At 35.2% G+C, this 17,305-nt stretch carries 17 protein-coding genes; 9 read left to right on the forward strand and 8 right to left on the reverse strand.

The genetic code is table 11. The features are described from left to right. Positions 1 to 18: 18 nt before the first annotated feature. The 7 genes from BW926_RS03345 (at position 19) to BW926_RS03375 (ending at position 7,745) form a co-directional block, all read left to right on the forward strand. Complete coding sequence (locus BW926_RS03345) at positions 19 to 849, forward strand: glycosyltransferase family 2 protein (protein WP_083672248.1); 831 nt, start codon at positions 19 to 21, stop codon at positions 847 to 849. A 112-nt stretch (positions 850 to 961) separates the two neighbouring features. Continuing rightward, positions 962 to 1,747, forward strand: coding sequence for a class I SAM-dependent methyltransferase (locus BW926_RS03350; protein WP_076444150.1), 786 nt, complete (start codon positions 962 to 964; stop codon positions 1,745 to 1,747). Positions 1,748 to 1,753: 6 nt separating this feature from the next. Beyond that, positions 1,754 to 3,355, forward strand: a complete 1,602-nt coding sequence (locus tag BW926_RS03355; protein WP_076444152.1) for a hypothetical protein — start codon at positions 1,754 to 1,756, stop codon at positions 3,353 to 3,355. Between the two features lie 6 nt (positions 3,356 to 3,361). Next, positions 3,362 to 5,158, forward strand: a complete 1,797-nt coding sequence (gene asnB, locus BW926_RS03360; RefSeq protein WP_076444154.1) for an asparagine synthase (glutamine-hydrolyzing) — start codon at positions 3,362 to 3,364, stop codon at positions 5,156 to 5,158. Further along, positions 5,158 to 6,093, forward strand: coding sequence for a glycosyltransferase family 2 protein (locus tag BW926_RS03365; protein ID WP_076444156.1), 936 nt, complete (start codon positions 5,158 to 5,160; stop codon positions 6,091 to 6,093). The genes asnB and BW926_RS03365 overlap by 1 nt, the downstream gene beginning before the upstream one ends. A gap of 9 nt (positions 6,094 to 6,102) precedes the next feature. Further along, positions 6,103 to 6,780, forward strand: a complete 678-nt coding sequence (locus tag BW926_RS03370; protein WP_076444200.1) for a glycosyltransferase family 2 protein — start codon at positions 6,103 to 6,105, stop codon at positions 6,778 to 6,780. A gap of 23 nt (positions 6,781 to 6,803) precedes the next feature. Beyond that, the gene (locus tag BW926_RS03375) at positions 6,804 to 7,745 is read left to right on the forward strand and encodes a glycosyltransferase family 2 protein (protein ID WP_076444158.1); all 942 of its coding nucleotides are present in this window, start codon (positions 6,804 to 6,806) and stop codon (positions 7,743 to 7,745) included. On the opposite strand, the gene BW926_RS03380 is transcribed toward BW926_RS03375, so the two are convergent. From BW926_RS03380 to BW926_RS03395, 4 genes are all read right to left on the reverse strand, one after another. Continuing rightward, positions 7,733 to 8,659 carry a hypothetical protein gene (locus BW926_RS03380; protein ID WP_228403383.1) on the reverse strand — a complete coding sequence of 309 codons (927 nt, stop codon included), beginning with the start codon at positions 8,657 to 8,659 and terminating at the stop codon, positions 7,733 to 7,735. The genes BW926_RS03375 and BW926_RS03380 overlap by 13 nt on opposite strands. A 1-nt stretch (position 8,660) precedes the next feature. Next, on the reverse strand, positions 8,661 to 10,094 hold the full coding sequence (locus BW926_RS03385; RefSeq protein WP_076444162.1) for an MBOAT family O-acyltransferase: 1,434 nt from the start codon (positions 10,092 to 10,094) through the stop codon (positions 8,661 to 8,663). 132 nt (positions 10,095 to 10,226) lie between these two features. After that, complete coding sequence (locus tag BW926_RS03390) at positions 10,227 to 11,249, reverse strand: acyltransferase family protein (RefSeq protein ID WP_076444164.1); 1,023 nt, start codon at positions 11,247 to 11,249, stop codon at positions 10,227 to 10,229. Positions 11,250 to 11,271: 22 nt separating this feature from the next. After that, positions 11,272 to 12,042, reverse strand: a complete 771-nt coding sequence (locus tag BW926_RS03395) for a class I SAM-dependent methyltransferase (RefSeq protein ID WP_076444202.1) — start codon at positions 12,040 to 12,042, stop codon at positions 11,272 to 11,274. A gap of 88 nt (positions 12,043 to 12,130) precedes the next feature. Here BW926_RS03395 and BW926_RS03400 point away from each other — a divergent pair, with 88 nt between their 5' ends. After that, positions 12,131 to 12,970 (forward strand): glycosyltransferase family 2 protein, encoded by an 840-nt coding sequence (locus BW926_RS03400; protein WP_076444166.1) that lies wholly within the window; start codon positions 12,131 to 12,133, stop codon positions 12,968 to 12,970. Then, positions 12,970 to 14,124, forward strand: coding sequence for a glycosyltransferase (locus tag BW926_RS03405; RefSeq protein ID WP_076444168.1), 1,155 nt, complete (start codon positions 12,970 to 12,972; stop codon positions 14,122 to 14,124). The genes BW926_RS03400 and BW926_RS03405 overlap by 1 nt, the downstream gene beginning before the upstream one ends. A 31-nt stretch (positions 14,125 to 14,155) precedes the next feature. On the opposite strand, the gene BW926_RS03410 is transcribed toward BW926_RS03405, so the two are convergent. The 4 genes from BW926_RS03410 to BW926_RS03425 form a co-directional block, all read right to left on the reverse strand. Next, complete coding sequence (locus BW926_RS03410; protein WP_228403384.1) at positions 14,156 to 14,692, reverse strand: acyltransferase; 537 nt, start codon at positions 14,690 to 14,692, stop codon at positions 14,156 to 14,158. A gap of 72 nt (positions 14,693 to 14,764) precedes the next feature. Next, positions 14,765 to 16,099 carry an ANL family adenylate-forming protein gene (locus tag BW926_RS03415; RefSeq protein WP_076444172.1) on the reverse strand — a complete coding sequence of 445 codons (1,335 nt, stop codon included), beginning with the start codon at positions 16,097 to 16,099 and terminating at the stop codon, positions 14,765 to 14,767. Then, the gene (locus BW926_RS03420) at positions 16,096 to 16,791 is read right to left on the reverse strand and encodes an SDR family NAD(P)-dependent oxidoreductase (RefSeq protein ID WP_076444174.1); all 696 of its coding nucleotides are present in this window, start codon (positions 16,789 to 16,791) and stop codon (positions 16,096 to 16,098) included. Before BW926_RS03420 ends, BW926_RS03415 begins: the two co-directional genes overlap by 4 nt. Next, positions 16,781 to 17,092 carry a hypothetical protein gene (locus BW926_RS03425; RefSeq protein ID WP_143756490.1) on the reverse strand — a complete coding sequence of 104 codons (312 nt, stop codon included), beginning with the start codon at positions 17,090 to 17,092 and terminating at the stop codon, positions 16,781 to 16,783. The genes BW926_RS03420 and BW926_RS03425 overlap by 11 nt, the downstream gene beginning before the upstream one ends. Positions 17,093 to 17,305 lie beyond the last annotated feature (213 nt).

Genomic DNA, 17,305 nt, shown 5'->3' on the forward strand with positions numbered 1-17,305 from the left:
GAAAGCTAAAACACATACATGAACAAAAAAATAAGCATCGTCATCCCTGTTTATAATTCATCAAAATTCCTTCATAAAACGGTCCAGGCTGTGGATGAGCAAATGAAGAAGTCGAACTGGAATCTTGAGCTAATATTAGTTGAAGACGGCAGCCCAGACAATAGCTTTGAGGTTATAGAAGAACTTGCTAAAGAATTTGATTATATAAAAGGGATTAAGCTTTCTAGAAACTTCGGGCACCAGATTGCTGTAAGAACAGGTCTTTCTTATGCTGCCGGTGATTACATTGCGATTATTGATGATGATCTTCAAGATCCGCCTTCACTTTTGCCTAGGTTTTTTGAACAGCTGGAGAATGGGTACGAAGTTGCTTATGGAATCCGAAAAAAAAGAAAAGAGGATAAGCTAAAAAAAATGGCTTACCTTGGGTTTTACAGGCTTCTAAGCATTATCAGCGATACAAAAATCCCATTGGACTCTGGAGACTTTTGCGTTATGACAAAAAACGTTAAAGACAAAATGCTTACTCTAAAGGAACAAAATCCTTATCTGAGAGGGATCAGGGCATGGGTCGGCTTCAAACAAATCGGGCTGGAATATGAAAGAAGTGGCAGGATAGAAGGCGAATCCGGATATTCTTTAAAAAAGCTTATTAAAATAGCAAAAGACGGAATTTTTTCATTTTCTTCTATTCCTCTTCAGGTTATCAGCTTATTAGGAAATATAGGACTCATTATATCAATACTTTTTACCTTATTTACAATTTTCAGATATTTTAATAATGAAATTGAAGTGGCAGGTTATACCACCTCATTATCATGCTCATGTTTTTCAGCTCTATCGTTTTGATCAGTCTTGGTATTATTGGTGAATATATTTACAGAATCTATAATGAAGTGAGAAGCAGACCACATACAATAATAGAAAAAACAATTAATTAAATATAGACTATCCCTCTACAATGAAAGAAAAAATACAATCCATCATCGATCTGAATTTTAGCTACGAATATAAAAACGGAAAATTTGTTTTCCTTGAATTTGATGAAGATATAGTTTCTGATTCTCTTGATAAAATAAAGACTTTCTTTAAAAAATATATCTGGCTTTACGAATTACTGATTTATATTATAGCACCACTTTATCCTTCAAGATATTTTTATTTAAGAAAGATTTTAAAAGAAACAAAAAATACAGACAAGATTGTGATAAATCTGGGAAGCGGATATACAGATCTTCGGGACGACATCATCAATGTTGACCTTATTCCTTATGCACCGGTAAATGTACTTTGTGATATTACTAAGCTTCCGTTTAAGGATAATTCTGTTGATCAGATTATTAATATTGCAGTTTTGGAGCACGTCCCGAATCCGCAGGCAGTTATTGCTGAAATTCACAGGGTTTTAAAGCCAGGCGGAAAACTATTATGTGAAATCCCTTTCATGCAGGCTTTTCATGCTTCTCCATATGATTTCCAGAGATATACCTATGAAGGGATTAAAGTGCAGTTCCAAAACTTCAATAATTTAAAAATTCATTCCATAAGCCCTACCGGAGGAATGCTATGGCCATTGCAGGAATGGTTTGTTATGCTGTTCTCTTTCGGAATCAGGCCTTTACATAACATTCTTTTGATTATTGTAATGTGCCTTACATTTCCAATAAAATTCTTAGACGTAATTCTTCAATATCATCCTTTGAGCAAAAATATTGCATCAGCTTTTATTTTTGAATGTGAAAAATAAAATGATATGAAAAATTTACTTCAAAAGCCTGTTCCTTTTTTATCTTGTCTGGTTTTTGCGGTGGGAGGGGTACTTACAGCCTACCTTACGTACGCCAACCTAGATAAGGGGTTTATTTTCAATGATGAAGCTTATTATTTATCCTATTACAATAATGACGGAAGCTATTTGAGTTTTGACAGGACTAATTTTTTCAGGATATTTAAATTTTTATATACTCCAAATATTTATCATTTCAGAATTATTTCCATTACGACACTGGTATTGAGTAATTTTCTGCTTTGCTATTCAACATTCAAGTACCTGAGATTCAACATTAATATAGTACTTTACAGCTTATTGGGGATTTTCATCGGTTTTGAAACTTGGAGTATTAATAATCTCATTATTCAGCAATATATTGGTAACACTATTTTGGTGAATACAGGTGTCGCCTTGATGCTCATTTCTTTAATAACAAGAAAAAGAATTATCCTTATTTCTTCAGGGTTTGTGCTGTCTTTTGTTTTATTCAACGGAAATTCTCATTCAATTGTTATTCTGCCGATTCTTGTCTTTTTTATACTCAGTGATTTTAAGCATTGGAAATCCAACCTGTTTTATTTTTTATTAGGCTACATAGCAGGTGTTATTATTTATTTCACATTTTTAGACACTCTGGATAATTTTATTTATCAATTTAAATTTTTAAAAGAATATCTGAGTTTTCATAGAAAGCAGCATTCCAAAACGTTTATGGTATTATGGTGCGTTTATCTTTTTTTAAATGCCATTTTACCCGTAGCAATAGCCTATATCTTGCTATGGAAAGCTAAATTTTCGGAAGCTTCAATAAAAATCTTAGATAAGGTAATTGCCGTAATAGGAATCATCACTATTCTATTATTTTGCGCTTATTATGAATATTATTTTTTTGCATTCATTGTTTTTACTCATTTGCTGGCACTACGATTTTGGGTTGATAAGAATGAATCCATTCACAGCAAATATGTAATTATTCTGCTTCTCATCATACCTTATTGTCTGGCATTCGGATCGCAAACGTGGTTTCATTTAAGGATCAATGCTTATAAATTCTATTACTTCCTCCTGATATTCATTTGTCTTACAAAAATTTACAAGAGTAACATCTGGGCCATTGGATATCTGCTGCATATCGCCTCCATGATTATTATTTTCCCAAATATTCTTACAGATAAAGGCTGGAAAGACTTTGTATTTACAGAACAGACTGAAAAAGTAAAAGTAAACGGATACGATTTATATTTAGACAAAGGAAGAAAAAAAGACATCGAAGATCTCCGCCCTTACCTTGAAAACCAGCTTAATGTGATCTACTCCAGCAACCATCTAATGGGCTATCTTTATATTTTAAACGCAAAACCACCTATTTATTATTATTTTACATTAAAAGATTATATTTCTTTCATTATTAAAAAATCCGGTAAAACTCCTGATGATTATATTTATATTGAAAGCAATGATTACCCTTTCTATCCAAAAGAAATCGTACCTTTAGCCTTCGTAAGCCATCCAGAAAATTATAAAGTTGTAAAAGCAGGAAGGTTTACATTATACATTCCCTCTAAAAAACATAAGAAAAATTAACAACAAATGTGTGGAATTGCCGGAATAATTGCCAATAATGCAAGAAATTATCAGGAAGAACTCAAAAAAATGACGGATGCCATGACGCATCGCGGCCCCGATTCTTCGGATTTTGAATTTTATGAAAATGCAGCTTTAGGTCACCGTAGATTATCAATTATTGATCTCTCTGAAAACGGAAAACAGCCAATGCTTTCCAGCACAAAAAATGAATGTATCGTTTTGAATGGTGAAATTTATGGCTATCAGGCAATCAAGGCGCAATATCCCGAATATCCCTACCTCGGAAGCTCTGACACGGAAGTTATTCTGGCCATGTATCAGAGAAAACAGGAAAACATCATTCATGATCTTCCGGGCATGTTTGCATTTGCCATTTGGGATAATGGAAAACAGGAACTTTTTTGTGCAAGAGACCGTTTTGGCGAAAAACCTTTTTTCTATGCAATTGGGAAAAACAATGAATTTATTTTTGCTTCTGAAATCAAAGCCATTTTAGCTTCCGGGTTGATTCAGCCAAAAGTAAATCAGGAAGCCATTTCCTATTATTTGCAATATGGTTATGTAAGCACTTATCATAGCATTTATGAAAATATTCATACCCTGCCCCCTGCTCATCAGCTCATCTGGAAAGGCGGAAAGGTGAATATTTCCAGATATTATAGCCTGCCTTCAAAAGACAGGGTTTTAAGCCTTTCTGATGCGAAGGAGGAATTTATTTATCTTCTTAAAAATGCCGTTCAGAAACAGCTTATCGCCGATGTGGAAGTGGGGAGCTTTTTGAGCGGCGGACTGGATTCTTCTTCTATAGTTGCTTTGGTTGCGGAGTTTCTACCACGCCAGACCACCATTAGCTTTGGCTACGACCATCAGGACAGTGAGCTAAAATATGCTAAAGAAATTGCAGAAAAATACAATACTAATCACATTGAAGTTCATGAAAAGAAAGAAGATCTGGCCACTTCGTTATTGAAAATTTCTCCTTTTTTTGATGAGCCCTTTGCAGATATTTCCTTTATCCCTCATTTTGAAATCTGTAAAAACGCCAGAAAAGACCTTACCGTAGTGCTTTCAGGAGACGTTGGAGATGAATTATTCGGCGGATATAATTTCTACAGAGTTGAAAATCAATTAAGAAGCCATTTCAGCTATAAAAATATTGTTGCTAAATTCGGTTTAAAATTATATCAGAAATTAAAGCCAACTTCTTTTATTACACAGAAAAACCTTGCACATGAAAATATTCTGGATTTCCATCAGAATTTTGTGAGGAATGCATTTAATAAAGAAGAAAAAAATGCACTCGGAATTTCCGCGGCATATACACAGCCCTACAGCTTTATGCCAAATCCTGATTCCTTAAACGACATTATGAGGGTAGATTTGGAAGACTATGTTCCCGGCAATATGATGGTAAAGTCAGACAGAATGGCGATGGCTAACTCTCTGGAGGTAAGGACGCCTTTCCTTGACATTGATTTTGCGGAGTTTTGCATCCAGCTTCCTGAACAGTTGAAACTGAATAATGAAAACGACAAAATAATCCTTCGCGAAGCCATGGGATCTTACTGGACGGAAACCATAAGAAACCGCCATAAACAAGGCTTTGGCATGAGTGTAAAAAGCTGGTTTGAGGAAGAAAACCTTGTCAATCTTTCTAATGACCTTTTAAAAAATAAAGACCAGCAGATATTCAATTATATTGATTTTAACGCTGCTCAAAAGTTTCTGAACAAAGATCATAAGCACTGGAATCTTCTGCAATTGGCGCTTTGGGCACATAATAACCAAAATGTTTTATAATGCTAGATATTTCTGTAATTATCCCTGTATATAATGCGGAGCGGTTTTTAGAAAAAACGGTAGATTCAGCTGTACATTTTGAAGAAGTAAAAGAGATCCTGCTGGTTGAGGACAAGTCTACGGATAATTCCTTGGAGATCTGTAAAAAATTAGCTGCTGAAAACCCAAAAATAAAATTATTCCAGCATCCGGATAAAGGAAACCACGGAGCCGGAGCGACCAGAAACCTGGGAATTGAAAAAGCTACGGGAAGCTTCATCACATTTTTAGATGCTGATGATTACTATCTTCCCAACCGGTTTGATGCAGAAAAAGAAATTTTTAATGATCCAAAAATAGATGGTGTTTTTGGCGCCATTGGGGTGGAATATTTAACGGAAAAAGGCAGGCAGGAATATCAGACAAAATTTAAAGATGCTCCGCTTACCACAGTTAATTACTCGGCAGAAGGAAAAGAAGTTTTTACGGGATTGCTTGGCTTAAACCCTAAAACTTTTGGAACTTTTTTTCATCTTAACGCTTTGACGATCAAAAAATCTGCTCTTGAAAGAAGTAAGCTTCGTTTTAATAAAGTTCTTCGTGTACATCAGGATTCTGATTTTAATATTAAGCTTTCTTATCATTGCTATTTAAAAGCCGGAATTATTGATAAAGCCGTTGCTATGCGCGGAATTCATGATGACAACAGAATCACAAAGATTATTCAATATTCGCCTCAATACAATCAAAGGCAATATCTTTACTGGAAATCACTTTATGATTGGGCACGTGAAAATAATTTAGATTCAGAAAGTAAAAAGAGAATTTATTTAAGTTTTAAATCTTTTGATCTCTCCCAGAAAAAAGGATTGGCAAAATACGGTAACATTTTATTGGAAGGCATCAAAAATCCTGAAATATTAAAAACAAAATATCGCTTTAATTATTACAGATAAATAATGCTGATGAAGATATCCGTAATCATTCCCGTGTATAATGCGGAAAAATATGTTACTCAGGCTGTAGAGTCTGCTTTACAGTTTGAAGAAGTCTGTGAAGTGATTTTAGTTGAAGACAAATCACAGGATAATGCGCTCGCCATCTGCGAAGAGCTGGCAAAAAAGCACGAAAAAGTAAAGCTTTTTCAGCATCCGGACCAAGGCAATCACGGAGCTTCGGCTTCAAGAAATTTAGGAATAGAAAAGGCTGCCGGAGATTTCATCGCATTCCTGGATGCGGATGATTATTTCCTTCCCAACTGGTTTGATGCTGAAAGGGAGCTCTTTAAAGATCCTAAGGTAGATGAGGGTTATGGTGCCTTAAAAGCTTATTTTTGCTCTGAAGTTGTGAAAAGTCAATATTACAGGGTTCTTACAAGCTCTATGACCTTCGTTTACAAAAAGTATCATCCGAAAGAAGTTTTTCCGGGACAATTGTATATGCATGGAAGCTTCGGAATATTCAGTATTATGGCTTTAACGATACATCGGAATGCTTTAATGAAAAAAAAGGAACGCAGTTTGGAAATTACCAATACTTCCACTCCCAAAAAATGGGTAATGATCTTGAAACATTTAATCCTTAATTATGAAAGTATAAGATCTGGTCTGTATAATATAAATTTTAGACATACAATTATTTAATTTTTCCCAAAAACACATTCAAAATGAAAATCTCTGTAATTATCCCAGTTTATAACGCTGAAAAATATGTTACTCAGGCTGTAGAATCTGCACTTCAGTTTGAGGAAGTATTCGAGATTATACTAGTTGAAGACAAGTCGCCGGACAATGCATTGGAGGTATGTAGACTGCTGGAAGAAAAACATAGCCGAGTAAAACTATTCCAACATCCGGATAAAGAAAATCATGGAGCTGGCCCGACGAGAAATTTAGGATTAGAAAAGGTGACTGGAGATTTTATTGCCTTTTTAGATGCGGATGATTATTATCTGCCAAATCGTTTTGATGCTGAAAAAGAGCTTTTTAAAGACCCAAAAGTGGAAGGTGTTTACGGAGCTTTAGGAGTTCATTATTATTCTGAGAAAGCGAAAGAACAGTATTACGATATTTTTGGAGACAGATTAACAACAGTATATAAAATGCATGATCCTAAAGATGTTTTTCCGGGGCAGATTAATATGAGAGGAAGTTTTGGCCTTTTCAGTATTGATACTTTAACAATCCGCAGAGATGCTTTGGTAAAAAAATTACATCCTTTTTTTAAAACTCATTTAAGGCTTCATCAGGATACGGAATTTTTATTCAGATTATCCTATTATCTTGATCTTTATCCGGGCATTCTGGATAAGGCTGTAGCCGTAAGGGGGGTACATGAAAATAACAGAATAACGACCATTGATGCGAAAAAAATAAAGCCTGCCACGACAAAAGTTTTACTGTGGAGAGAAATTAACCAGTGGGCAGAGCAGGAAAATACTATCCCGGAAGATGTAAAAATCCATATCCGAAGAATGCAGCGCAGTTATGAAATCGCCCTGGCTCCAGCGGGGAAAAAATGGGGTATGATCATGAAATACTTGATTATAGATTTTCCGAGCATACAATCTGGTTTGTATAATATTAATTTCAGAGATTATTTACTCTGATTTTGAGCTGAAAGAATAGAATCCGCAATTCGGCCCGTAAATATTTTTCCGGACTCTTTATACATATGATTGCCATCTGTATAAGTATACTTTCCGGCTTGCGGGGAAAAATTGAAATATCTGACGTTATATTTTTTTGAAATACCCCCGATTTTAGCATCAAAATCCGGAGAATAAATATTCTCTAACTTCATAAGCCTTTCCGAACCAGGGATCCTTACAATGTAAACTGTTCCTTTAGGCTGTAGAAATTTAATAATATCTTCTAAAGAATTTAACCTTTTTTGAGATACAGCCTGTGTTTTTGACAGATCTGTATAAAAAATATCAATTTTTTCGATTTCTCTTTTCGCTACCGAATCTTTCTGCATATTGACATTCACTTCCATCCACCCATCTTTATGAAGATAGGTATTTGACCTTCCTTTCTCTGCTCTTTCTGTATAAATCTTAAACCAGCTTCTGGTATAATGCTTAAAAAGATACTCGTAATTAGGAGACATGTCATAAAAATACATATTTTTCAACGGTGAATTCTCTTCAGGAAAGTCTTTCAGATTTTGGACACTTTTATTTAATGATAAATTCCAAGGGTCAACGGTTAAAATAAATATGCCATTCCTGGTATCCGGATATATTTTCCTTTTCAGGGCTTGTAAATAAACCGGGCCATAAGGAGACTGCACAACATTAAGCGAAAAGTTATCAAATGTCTTATTAAGCTTATCTTTCAGTATACCCGGCAATACGGCCTGGGAGCCCCTTGAATCTCCCATAATGATATTAGTGGGCTTTTCTACTGCAAAATGCATATAATTATCATCCGTATTTCCGTCTGCAAAAGAACCCAATACAGCAAATAACAAAATGATTCCTATTAGATAAAATGATATTTTAAATAAAAATTTTTTCATACTAAAATTGAAAATAAATAAATTCATTATTCCCGAAATTAGCATAACGGATAATAATATAAATAATTCCTACATACAATATTCTTCTTGCCCAAGGGTGGAATCTTTCTATTTCCAAGCCGTGAAACCTGCTGCGGTTCATCCATTCTATAATAAGCATTACAACTACAAGCGCCATCACCTTGTACGGAAAGTGAGGAGGCATGGAAAGAAGCGTTTTATCAAATATTCTTTTGATGTATGAGATTGCCTGAGAAACAGAAGCTGCCCTAAAGAAAATCCACGCAAAACATGTGAGTGAAAAAGTAATGAGAATTTGAAAAACCTCCCTGAATGAAGGCAACAGCTTATCCATGGCAACAACTTCGAGATTCTGCCTATTATTATTGGTGAGCAGTAATGGTAAAAAAAACATGGCATTAAGCCCACCCCAGATAATAAAAGTCCAGTTGGCACCATGCCAGAAGCCGGAAACAAGGAAAATAATGAATGTATTCCGCATCTTCATCAGCAAACCTCCTTTGCTGCCGCCTAACGGAATATAAAGATAATCCCTGAACCAGGATGACAAGGATATATGCCATCGTCTCCAAAATTCCGCAATATCTCTTGAGAAATAAGGAAACGAGAAGTTTTTTAATAATTCTATTCCAAATAATCTTGAAACTCCTAAAGCGATGTCAGAATATCCTGAAAAATCTCCGTATATCTGAAAAGCAAATAATATTGCTCCCAAAGCCAGAGTACTTGCACTTTCGGTGTGATAGTGTGCAAAAATCTCATTGACAAGGGGGGCACAGTTATCCGCAATCACCATTTTCTTAAAAAATCCCCAGAGTATCTGGCGCATTCCGTCTGCAGCCTGTTCGTAATTGAAGACTCTTTTCTTTTGAATTTGTGGTAAGAGATGGGTCGCCCTTTCAATAGGCCCCGCCACAAGAAGAGGAAAATAGCTTACAAATACAGCATAATCGATAAAATTTCTTTCCGCTGAAATTCTCTTTTTGTATATGTCAATAACGTAAGAAAGCCCATGAAATGTATAAAATGAAATCCCAACCGGAAGAACGACCTTAAGGAGCCAAACATTGGCATGAAAGCCAAAGCCACCCAACAAATCTGAGAAACTTTCTACAAAAAAATTATAATATTTAAAGAAACCTAAAAAACCGAGGTTGATAATAATGCTGAGTGCCAGCCAGAATTTCGCTTCTTTTTTGCTTTTGCTGTTCTCGATCTTAATCCCGGAAAAGAAATCCAGGCCAATGGAAAACATTAACAGAAAAAGAAAACGCCAATCCCAGCATGCATAAAAGTAAAAGCTTGCGATAAGAACGAGCATATTCTGATGCTGAAACTTTTTATTGAAAACAAACCAATAGAATATAAAAACTATCGGCAGAAAGATCAAAAAACCAATTGAATTAAACAACATAAGATTTAAAAATTATTTTATGAAATCTTTATGCTTACAATGTCAAATACTACCTTTCCGCTATTGAAAAGAGGTTGAGGAAACATTATTTTATTCATAGGATTCATTTATGTTTAACAAAAGTAAATATTTTTATTTAATTCTTATTTTTCTCAGATGATCTCTCAGAGGTTTCTCAATAAAATGATAACAAAATGCCGCACTTATAAGCAGAATGATCATGAAAACAGCAAACTGCAGATTATAATCCATATCTATTTTCGTTTTTTTCAAAACCGTTCTTAAAACTCGCAAAATAGGAATATGGATAATATAAATGGCATAGCTTATCTCGCCAAGATATTCAAAAGGTTTTAATGAAAATATTTTCGTTAAAAATCCATTATTAAGAGATATTAAAATAATAAGCGGAATAAAGAAAACAGCCATTAAACCATTATGATAAAAAAGCGGAATAAAAATAATTGACAGCAATATTGCACTGAAAACAAGAATAATAGCCCAATCATAATTTTTCTGCCGAAAATTTTTCACAAAATATAACCCCGCAAGATTCCCCACTAAAAACTCATTAAGATGCAGCAGCGGAAAGTAATGAATGAAATCATGGCCTTTTGTAAATCTTCCTTCATACAAAAACTCCATATAATAATTACAAAATACCTGGGTAGCAATCCAAATAAGAATAGCCGCCACCCAGATAAAATTATTTTTTTTCAAATAAATATAATTATACAAAAACGGAAAAATCAAATAAAAGAAAAACTCTACAGAAATAGACCATCCCGGAAAATTCAAGATCAGCGCATCACCCGGAATCCAGCTCTGCAGTCCCATAAGATACAGGATTACAGCCAGGAAATCAGCCTTGAGTACAGCTATCATGAACAGCAGCATCCCAATGATATACAGAGGATAAATCCTGGCCAGGCGGTTTTTATAAAATTCCAGACTGTCGATTTTCTGCTTACAATGATAAGCAATGATCATGATAAATCCGGAAAGTATGAAAAAATAACTTACTCCTATATTGGCTTTAGTAAAAATCCCGGAAATGTACTTTATCTTAAAAACAAACAGATCACCTCTAAAATGATAAATAACAATAGCAACTGCAGCAATAAATCTAGTAAATGTAATCTGGGTAATCTTCACGGGTTGAAATACACTATCTGTTTTATTTTACAAAAACACCGATGTATTTTCCTTCGTATTCTACTACCGTTGTTTTGATATTATTGCTTTCACAGAAGTCCTGATACGCAGAATTGTCACCAATATCATCACTGATGAAAATCCCTCCTTTCCTCAGGTGCTTATAGAGCTCATTATAGGCCCAAAATCTTCCGTTATAACTTTTGTCTGAGTCATAATGCACCACATCAAATGAAGGATTCTCTGTAAAAATTTTCGGCAAAGATTCTTTATCTGCAAAACGGAATAATTTCCAGTTGGGCTTCAGGTTTTCAGGAACTACATATCCTACGTACTGATCGCCATCCTGCGCCAGGTAAGGCATGTCTGAGCTATACAATAAGCCGCCTCTTTTTTCCAGAGACAACAATGCAGCCAGAGAAGACCATCCATAGGCAACCCCAGTTTCTACTACACTTTTTGCATTGGCAAATTCGCAGGCGTAATAAATAAGCTCCAGCGCTCCCGGCCCGCCCATCTTGATCGGGCATTCTTTTTCCCTTTGGTCTGCAGTTTTCAAAATATCTGCATAAGACGTTCTGAAAGGATCAATATCAATTCCGAAAAGCATGGCCACCGCTTCTTTTTGGGTAACAGCTGTAGATGCAGCCCAGGAATTGGTTTTTTCCTTCCCTTTAAAGGCATTCCCTCTGTTTACGGTGTTTTTTACAATTTTCCTCCCTAATTCCGGATAAAGATCAGGTCTTTTTAAATAAGCAATAAATGTTTTGAGAACTCTTAATATTTCGCTCACTGTGTTAAATTTAGGACACAAAAATAAAGATTTTTCTGTTATTTTTAAGATATATTTATATTTGTAAAAAATTATTAACGCAAAAGGGATGAAATTTTCTGTTTTAATAGCCAACTACAACAATGGAAAGTTCTTTAAAGACTGCTACAATTCTATTCTTGCACAGGAATATAAAAATTGGGAAGTAGTGATCATTGATGACAGGTCCACTGATGATTCCGTAGAAATAATCAAAAAAATTATCGGTAACGACAAAAGATTCAGACTGTATGAAAACGATGCCAACTACGGCGTCGGAGTTACAAAAGCAAAGCTTATCGAAGATGCTGTCGGAGATATCTGCGGCTATCTGGATCCTGATGATGTGATTCTGCCCAATGCCTTAAAGAGTGCCGTTGAAGTACTTCAAAAGAACGAGGAGATTGTCCTCACCTATTCCCGGTTGGCAAAATGTGATCAGAATCTTAATATTATAAAAGAGTTTAAAGCCGCAATGCAGGTTCCCAACGGGCAGAAAACATTTTTTAATTTCCCAATTCAGATTGCTCCTTTTGTATCCTTCCGAAAAGATGTGTATATGAAAGGGCAGAAAATAAATCCCGAACTTAAAATTGCCGAAGATCAGGATCTTTATTTTAAAATGTATGAAGTAGGAAAAGTACATTTTATAGACCAGACAGACTACCTGTACAGAGCGCACGCCGGCGGAATTTCTCAAAATGATAATAAAGAAAAATCATATAATTATTACGCTCGCTCTATCTGGGAAGCCATGCAGCGAAGAAACCTTAGACAGATCAACGGAAAAAAAATCCCACAAAACTATAGTAGCCCTCAGGAAATTTTTTCACTTTTAGAATATCAAAATGGTATATTATTTCGTATAAAGAAAAAAATCCTTATCCTTTTACAAAAATTGTTCGGTTAATGTTAGATAATAAAAAAATAAAAGTGCTTTTCAGGCACCGCTCCATGGAGATGGGTGGAGTGGAAAAGGTAGTTTTAAGCATGCTTAATAATCTAAACCCTGAAAAATTTGAGATGACAATATGTCTAAATATCAACCAAGGGGAGCTTCGCAATGAAATCCCAAAGCATGTAAGAAAAGTGTATCTTACAGACGGAAAGGAAGATCTTTCGAAAAATCCAGCAATTCAAAAAATCCAACTTGTAAAAAGAAATATCAGGCTTAGGAAGGCCTTAAAAAACCCTAAGATCGCGGATAAGCTTCTTAATGATACATATGACGTAGAAATTGCACCAACATATGCTGCATTCGCCCCCGTTTTGAATTCATCCAATAAAAAATCAAAAAAAATAGGCTGGTTTCATTCTGATATTTCTATTCCTAAGTTCCAGCCTTTAGTTTCTGAAATTTTAAAACAAATTCCTCAGTTTGATTATTTTATTTTTGGCTCTCAGCAGACAAAAGATGTTTTAGTTGAAACGTATCCCGATCTTAAAATACCTGAAAACCAAGTTATTTTAAATGCTATTCCAATTGATGAACTGAAACAAAAAGCCCAGGCTTTTCAACCGGAACTTCCCAATAAACCCGTATTTGTTTCCGTTGCAAGGCTTCACAGCAGGAAGGGTTTTCACAAGCTGATGGACGCTCATGCAAGGTTGCTGAAAGACGGTTTTGATCATCATATTATTGTAATAGGTGACGGTGAAGAAATGGACAATCTGAAAAGACAAGCCGAAACACTTGGTGTAACAGAAAGTTTCCAATTACTGGGATCTTCCATGAATCCTTATCCTTATGTGAAAAATGCAGACTTTTTCATTCTTCCCTCCGAATCTGAAGCGTGGCCTCTAATCATTGCAGATGCCTTAATCCTCCAGAAGCCGATCATCTCTACGAATGTGGGCGGGATCCCTGAAATGATTGAGCATAATAAAACCGGCTACCTCATCAGCTATGAAACGGATGAGATGTACAAGGCAATGAAAAGATTCCTCACTGAGCCCCAAATGGTTTCAAACATTCAGAATAACTTACATGATATTGAAAAACAGTTTGACAATCAGAAAATTTTTGATGCAGTAGAAGATATAATAATTAATATTTTAAAATAAAAAAGGATTGAGCTATTTCAATCCTTTTTATTTATTCTTCAATCGAAGATTTTCTTTTCTTGTAGACAACCGCCTTTTTGAAGTTATACGGCAGATTGTTTTTCAGCCATTCATCAAGCTTCTTTTTATCTTTTTCAAGCTCCCTCGGATACATGGTATTCTGATCCAAAACAGATTCTGCATACTGTTCTGTTGAGCAGATAAATTTAGCAGGATTGCCGGAAAAAACAGTATTATCAGGAATTGAATGAGTAAGCACGGATCCTGCTCCTAAGATACAGTTATCTCCTATCTCCACATCCTGCTGAATGACACAATTGGAGCCTATCGTACAGTTTTTTCCCACTTTTATTCTTCCAAAAATTCTTACGTCTTCAAACCCTTCCAATCTTCTCAGAGTCTTTGTAGTACCCCCGTGATTGACGAAACGGGTTCCTCCGGCTATCTGTGTTTTATCTCCTATTTCGATAAGAAAAGGTTCTGAGCCAAAGTAAACTCTTTCAAAAACTTTAACGTCTTTTCCTAATTTTAACCCCTGAAGCTTACAAACTTTAATGTAAACTTTCATATATAGTCTTTCCCAAAAGGTAAAGCAGAAAAGTACTAAACGCCAAAATATGTACATATGCTTGTGTTTTATTTATATTTCTTTTTTAAATCTGTTTGTAAAGGATAATGAATGCGAGATAATTATTTTGCCGGGAACTTTATACCTGTCCAGCTCTTCTTTACATTTTTTCAGAATGATCTGCTTCATTTCTTTTTCATCAATCCCCTCCTCAATGACTATTTTGGCACAAACCATCTGCCCTGTAATGGCATTATCTTTTGCATAGACTGTAGAATCTATTACCCCTTCTATCTGGTCTATAATATCTTCCACTTCTTTCGGAAGCACTTTTAAGCCACCTACATTGATGACTTTATTTATCCTTCCGATTATTTTGATATATCCGTCTTCATCCTCTTCCACCAGATCTCCCGTTGCAAACCAGCCTTCTTTTGTAAATTGGTCGCTTTTTTGGTTGACATAGCCGGAAACCTGATTTTTTGAATGCAAAAACAGCTGCCCGTCTTCAATCTTGAATTTATAATCCGGATCAATTATTTTGAAGAATAAGCTTGTGGAAGATTTACTCTCGGTTTTCAGAATACCGGTTTCACTGGTTCCGAAAGTCTGCATAAACTTTACTCTCGGAATTTTTTCCTTAAGCTTATTTAATAAATGCTGCGGCATCCTTTCTGTACCGTAGGTAATCATCTTAAGGCTCGACAAATCATATTTTTCAAAATCTTCTGTCATCAGCATAAGATTAAGAAACGTAGGGCTTGTAGGAAGTATCTGAATTTTTTTATCCTGAATGATCTGCATGATATGTTCAGGGTTTCTGTTTTCCGGGATGGTAACCTGGGAGCCGTTATTCAGACATCCTAAAAGGGTATTAATCCCTCCAATATGATCGAAAAGGAGGAATAATATAAAATTGAGATCTTTCTGCTTTTTAGGTTCTTTAAAATCTGAAATAAGATCGCTGAAATCATGAACCATCACTTTCGGCACTCCTGTAGTCCCGCTGGAAAATAAAACAAGCCCGGAATGGTTTTTACCTATGATTGACTGATAATTATCAACCTTTTCAATATCTTTGGCTTCAGCTTTTGTTACAATAAGATTCCCGTCTTTAAAGGTAATAATTCTGGTAACCTTAGCGGCAGATAATTTATTTTGCAGCTCGGCATCAGTTGTAGGAACTATAGGCACAATGATGCATGGAAATTCTGAAAGCGCCAGTAATGCAGAAATACTCTCAAAGCTGTAATCTGATAGTATGGCAACAACCTCATTTGAAGCGATTGTATTCACAAGTTCTTTTTTATACCGGGAAATCTGGTCTGTAAGCTCTCCATAGGTATGAGCAGCATGTTCCTCAATAATAGAAATGCCTGAATAATTATAAAACTGATCTATTTTCATAATCCTCCTAGATAAATAATTTGACCTGTAACGAAGCTGCTTTTGGGTGAGATAAAAAAGTCGATCACGTTTTCAACGTCTTCCAGCTCGCCTAATCTGTGGATGGCCTGCTGGTTCAAGAGTTCTTCAATTTTATCTTTCGGTACTACTTTTATTAAATCCGTATAGATTGGAGAAGGACCGATTGCGTTTACTGTAATATTAAAATCGGCAAGCTCTTTAGCAAGAATTTTGGTCATTTTTTCGACAGCTGCCTTTGAGGATGCATATATCATCTCCCCTTCAAGATTTAAAGGAACTGCAACTGTAGAAAAATTCACAATTCTTCCGCCATTGTTCTTCATTACCTTTGCACACTCTTTAGCAAAGAAAAAGCTTCCGTAAAAATTGGTTTCGAATAGTTTTTTTACTGTTGAGCCGGGCGTCAGCAGAGAATGATTCAGGGAGGCCAGACCTGCATTATTGATAAGAATATCTATTCCGTCAAATTCTTTTTTTGCCTGTCTTACAACATGCTTGACCTCTTTTTCATCACTTACATCACATATATAGTGTCTATAGTTTTCATTAGAGAGATCGCTCTCTGCCCTGCTGCATCCCAGAACATTATATCCTTTTTCCAGATAATATTTTGTAAGATGAAGACCAATCCCTTTGCGGTTGCCTGTAATGAAAATTGTCTTATTCTTCATCTAGCTCTAAAATAAATTTGGTCAACTCTGCGGGGTTCAAAAAAGGGCTTGTTGATCGGGACATTGCAACTTCACTAGAAAGATTGAATTCTCTGTCGTATCTTTCTTCCAGGACCTCTTCGAGATCTACTAAAAAATGCACCAGTCCTATTGAATCAAAAATCCCTCCCCTGCCAAGTAATCTCTGGTTTTCTGTAATTTCTCCTGTTTCGATTCCGTTATTCTCCGTGAATTCTTTAATAGTTTCAATTATGATGTCCTTTATTACTTTTTCTTCCATTTGAAATTTTTCTTTCTGCAAATCTAACGAAATATTTTTTTTTCTAAAATTACAAATTTGTTATTTAAAAGGCTATATTTTTTTTAAATTTGCAAGCGAAAAACAACACAAATGAGCAAAAAAATTCTGTTTATATATTGAAGTTGTTTAAACTTTTAATTTTTTGATTAATCTTAAAGAAAATGCTAAAAAATGCAGATTCTTCCAAGTAATATCCAACGTTTCAAATCTTAT

The sequence above is a fragment of the Chryseobacterium sp. RU37D genome, assembly GCF_900156075.1.
Taxonomy (GTDB): Bacteria; Bacteroidota; Bacteroidia; order Flavobacteriales; family Weeksellaceae; genus Chryseobacterium.

Coding starts and splice junctions, on each gene's coding strand:
- BW926_RS03420 (WP_076444174.1), bottom strand. CDS start 16,791: ATGAAGAATAAGACAATTTTCATTACAGGCAACCGCAAAGGGATTGGT.
- BW926_RS03365 (WP_076444156.1), top strand. CDS start 5,158: ATGCTAGATATTTCTGTAATTATCCCTGTATATAATGCGGAGCGGTTT.
- BW926_RS03380 (WP_228403383.1), bottom strand. CDS start 8,659: ATGAAAAAATTTTTATTTAAAATATCATTTTATCTAATAGGAATCATT.
- BW926_RS03355 (WP_076444152.1), top strand. CDS start 1,754: ATGAAAAATTTACTTCAAAAGCCTGTTCCTTTTTTATCTTGTCTGGTT.
- BW926_RS03400 (WP_076444166.1), top strand. CDS start 12,131: ATGAAATTTTCTGTTTTAATAGCCAACTACAACAATGGAAAGTTCTTT.
- BW926_RS03410 (WP_228403384.1), bottom strand. CDS start 14,692: ATGAAAGTTTACATTAAAGTTTGTAAGCTTCAGGGGTTAAAATTAGGA.
- BW926_RS03385 (WP_076444162.1), bottom strand. CDS start 10,094: ATGTTGTTTAATTCAATTGGTTTTTTGATCTTTCTGCCGATAGTTTTT.
- BW926_RS03350 (WP_076444150.1), top strand. CDS start 962: ATGAAAGAAAAAATACAATCCATCATCGATCTGAATTTTAGCTACGAA.
- BW926_RS03375 (WP_076444158.1), top strand. CDS start 6,804: ATGAAAATCTCTGTAATTATCCCAGTTTATAACGCTGAAAAATATGTT.
- asnB (WP_076444154.1), top strand. CDS start 3,362: ATGTGTGGAATTGCCGGAATAATTGCCAATAATGCAAGAAATTATCAG.
- BW926_RS03345 (WP_083672248.1), top strand. CDS start 19: ATGAACAAAAAAATAAGCATCGTCATCCCTGTTTATAATTCATCAAAA.
- BW926_RS03415 (WP_076444172.1), bottom strand. CDS start 16,099: ATGAAAATAGATCAGTTTTATAATTATTCAGGCATTTCTATTATTGAG.
- BW926_RS03370 (WP_076444200.1), top strand. CDS start 6,103: ATGAAGATATCCGTAATCATTCCCGTGTATAATGCGGAAAAATATGTT.
- BW926_RS03405 (WP_076444168.1), top strand. CDS start 12,970: ATGTTAGATAATAAAAAAATAAAAGTGCTTTTCAGGCACCGCTCCATG.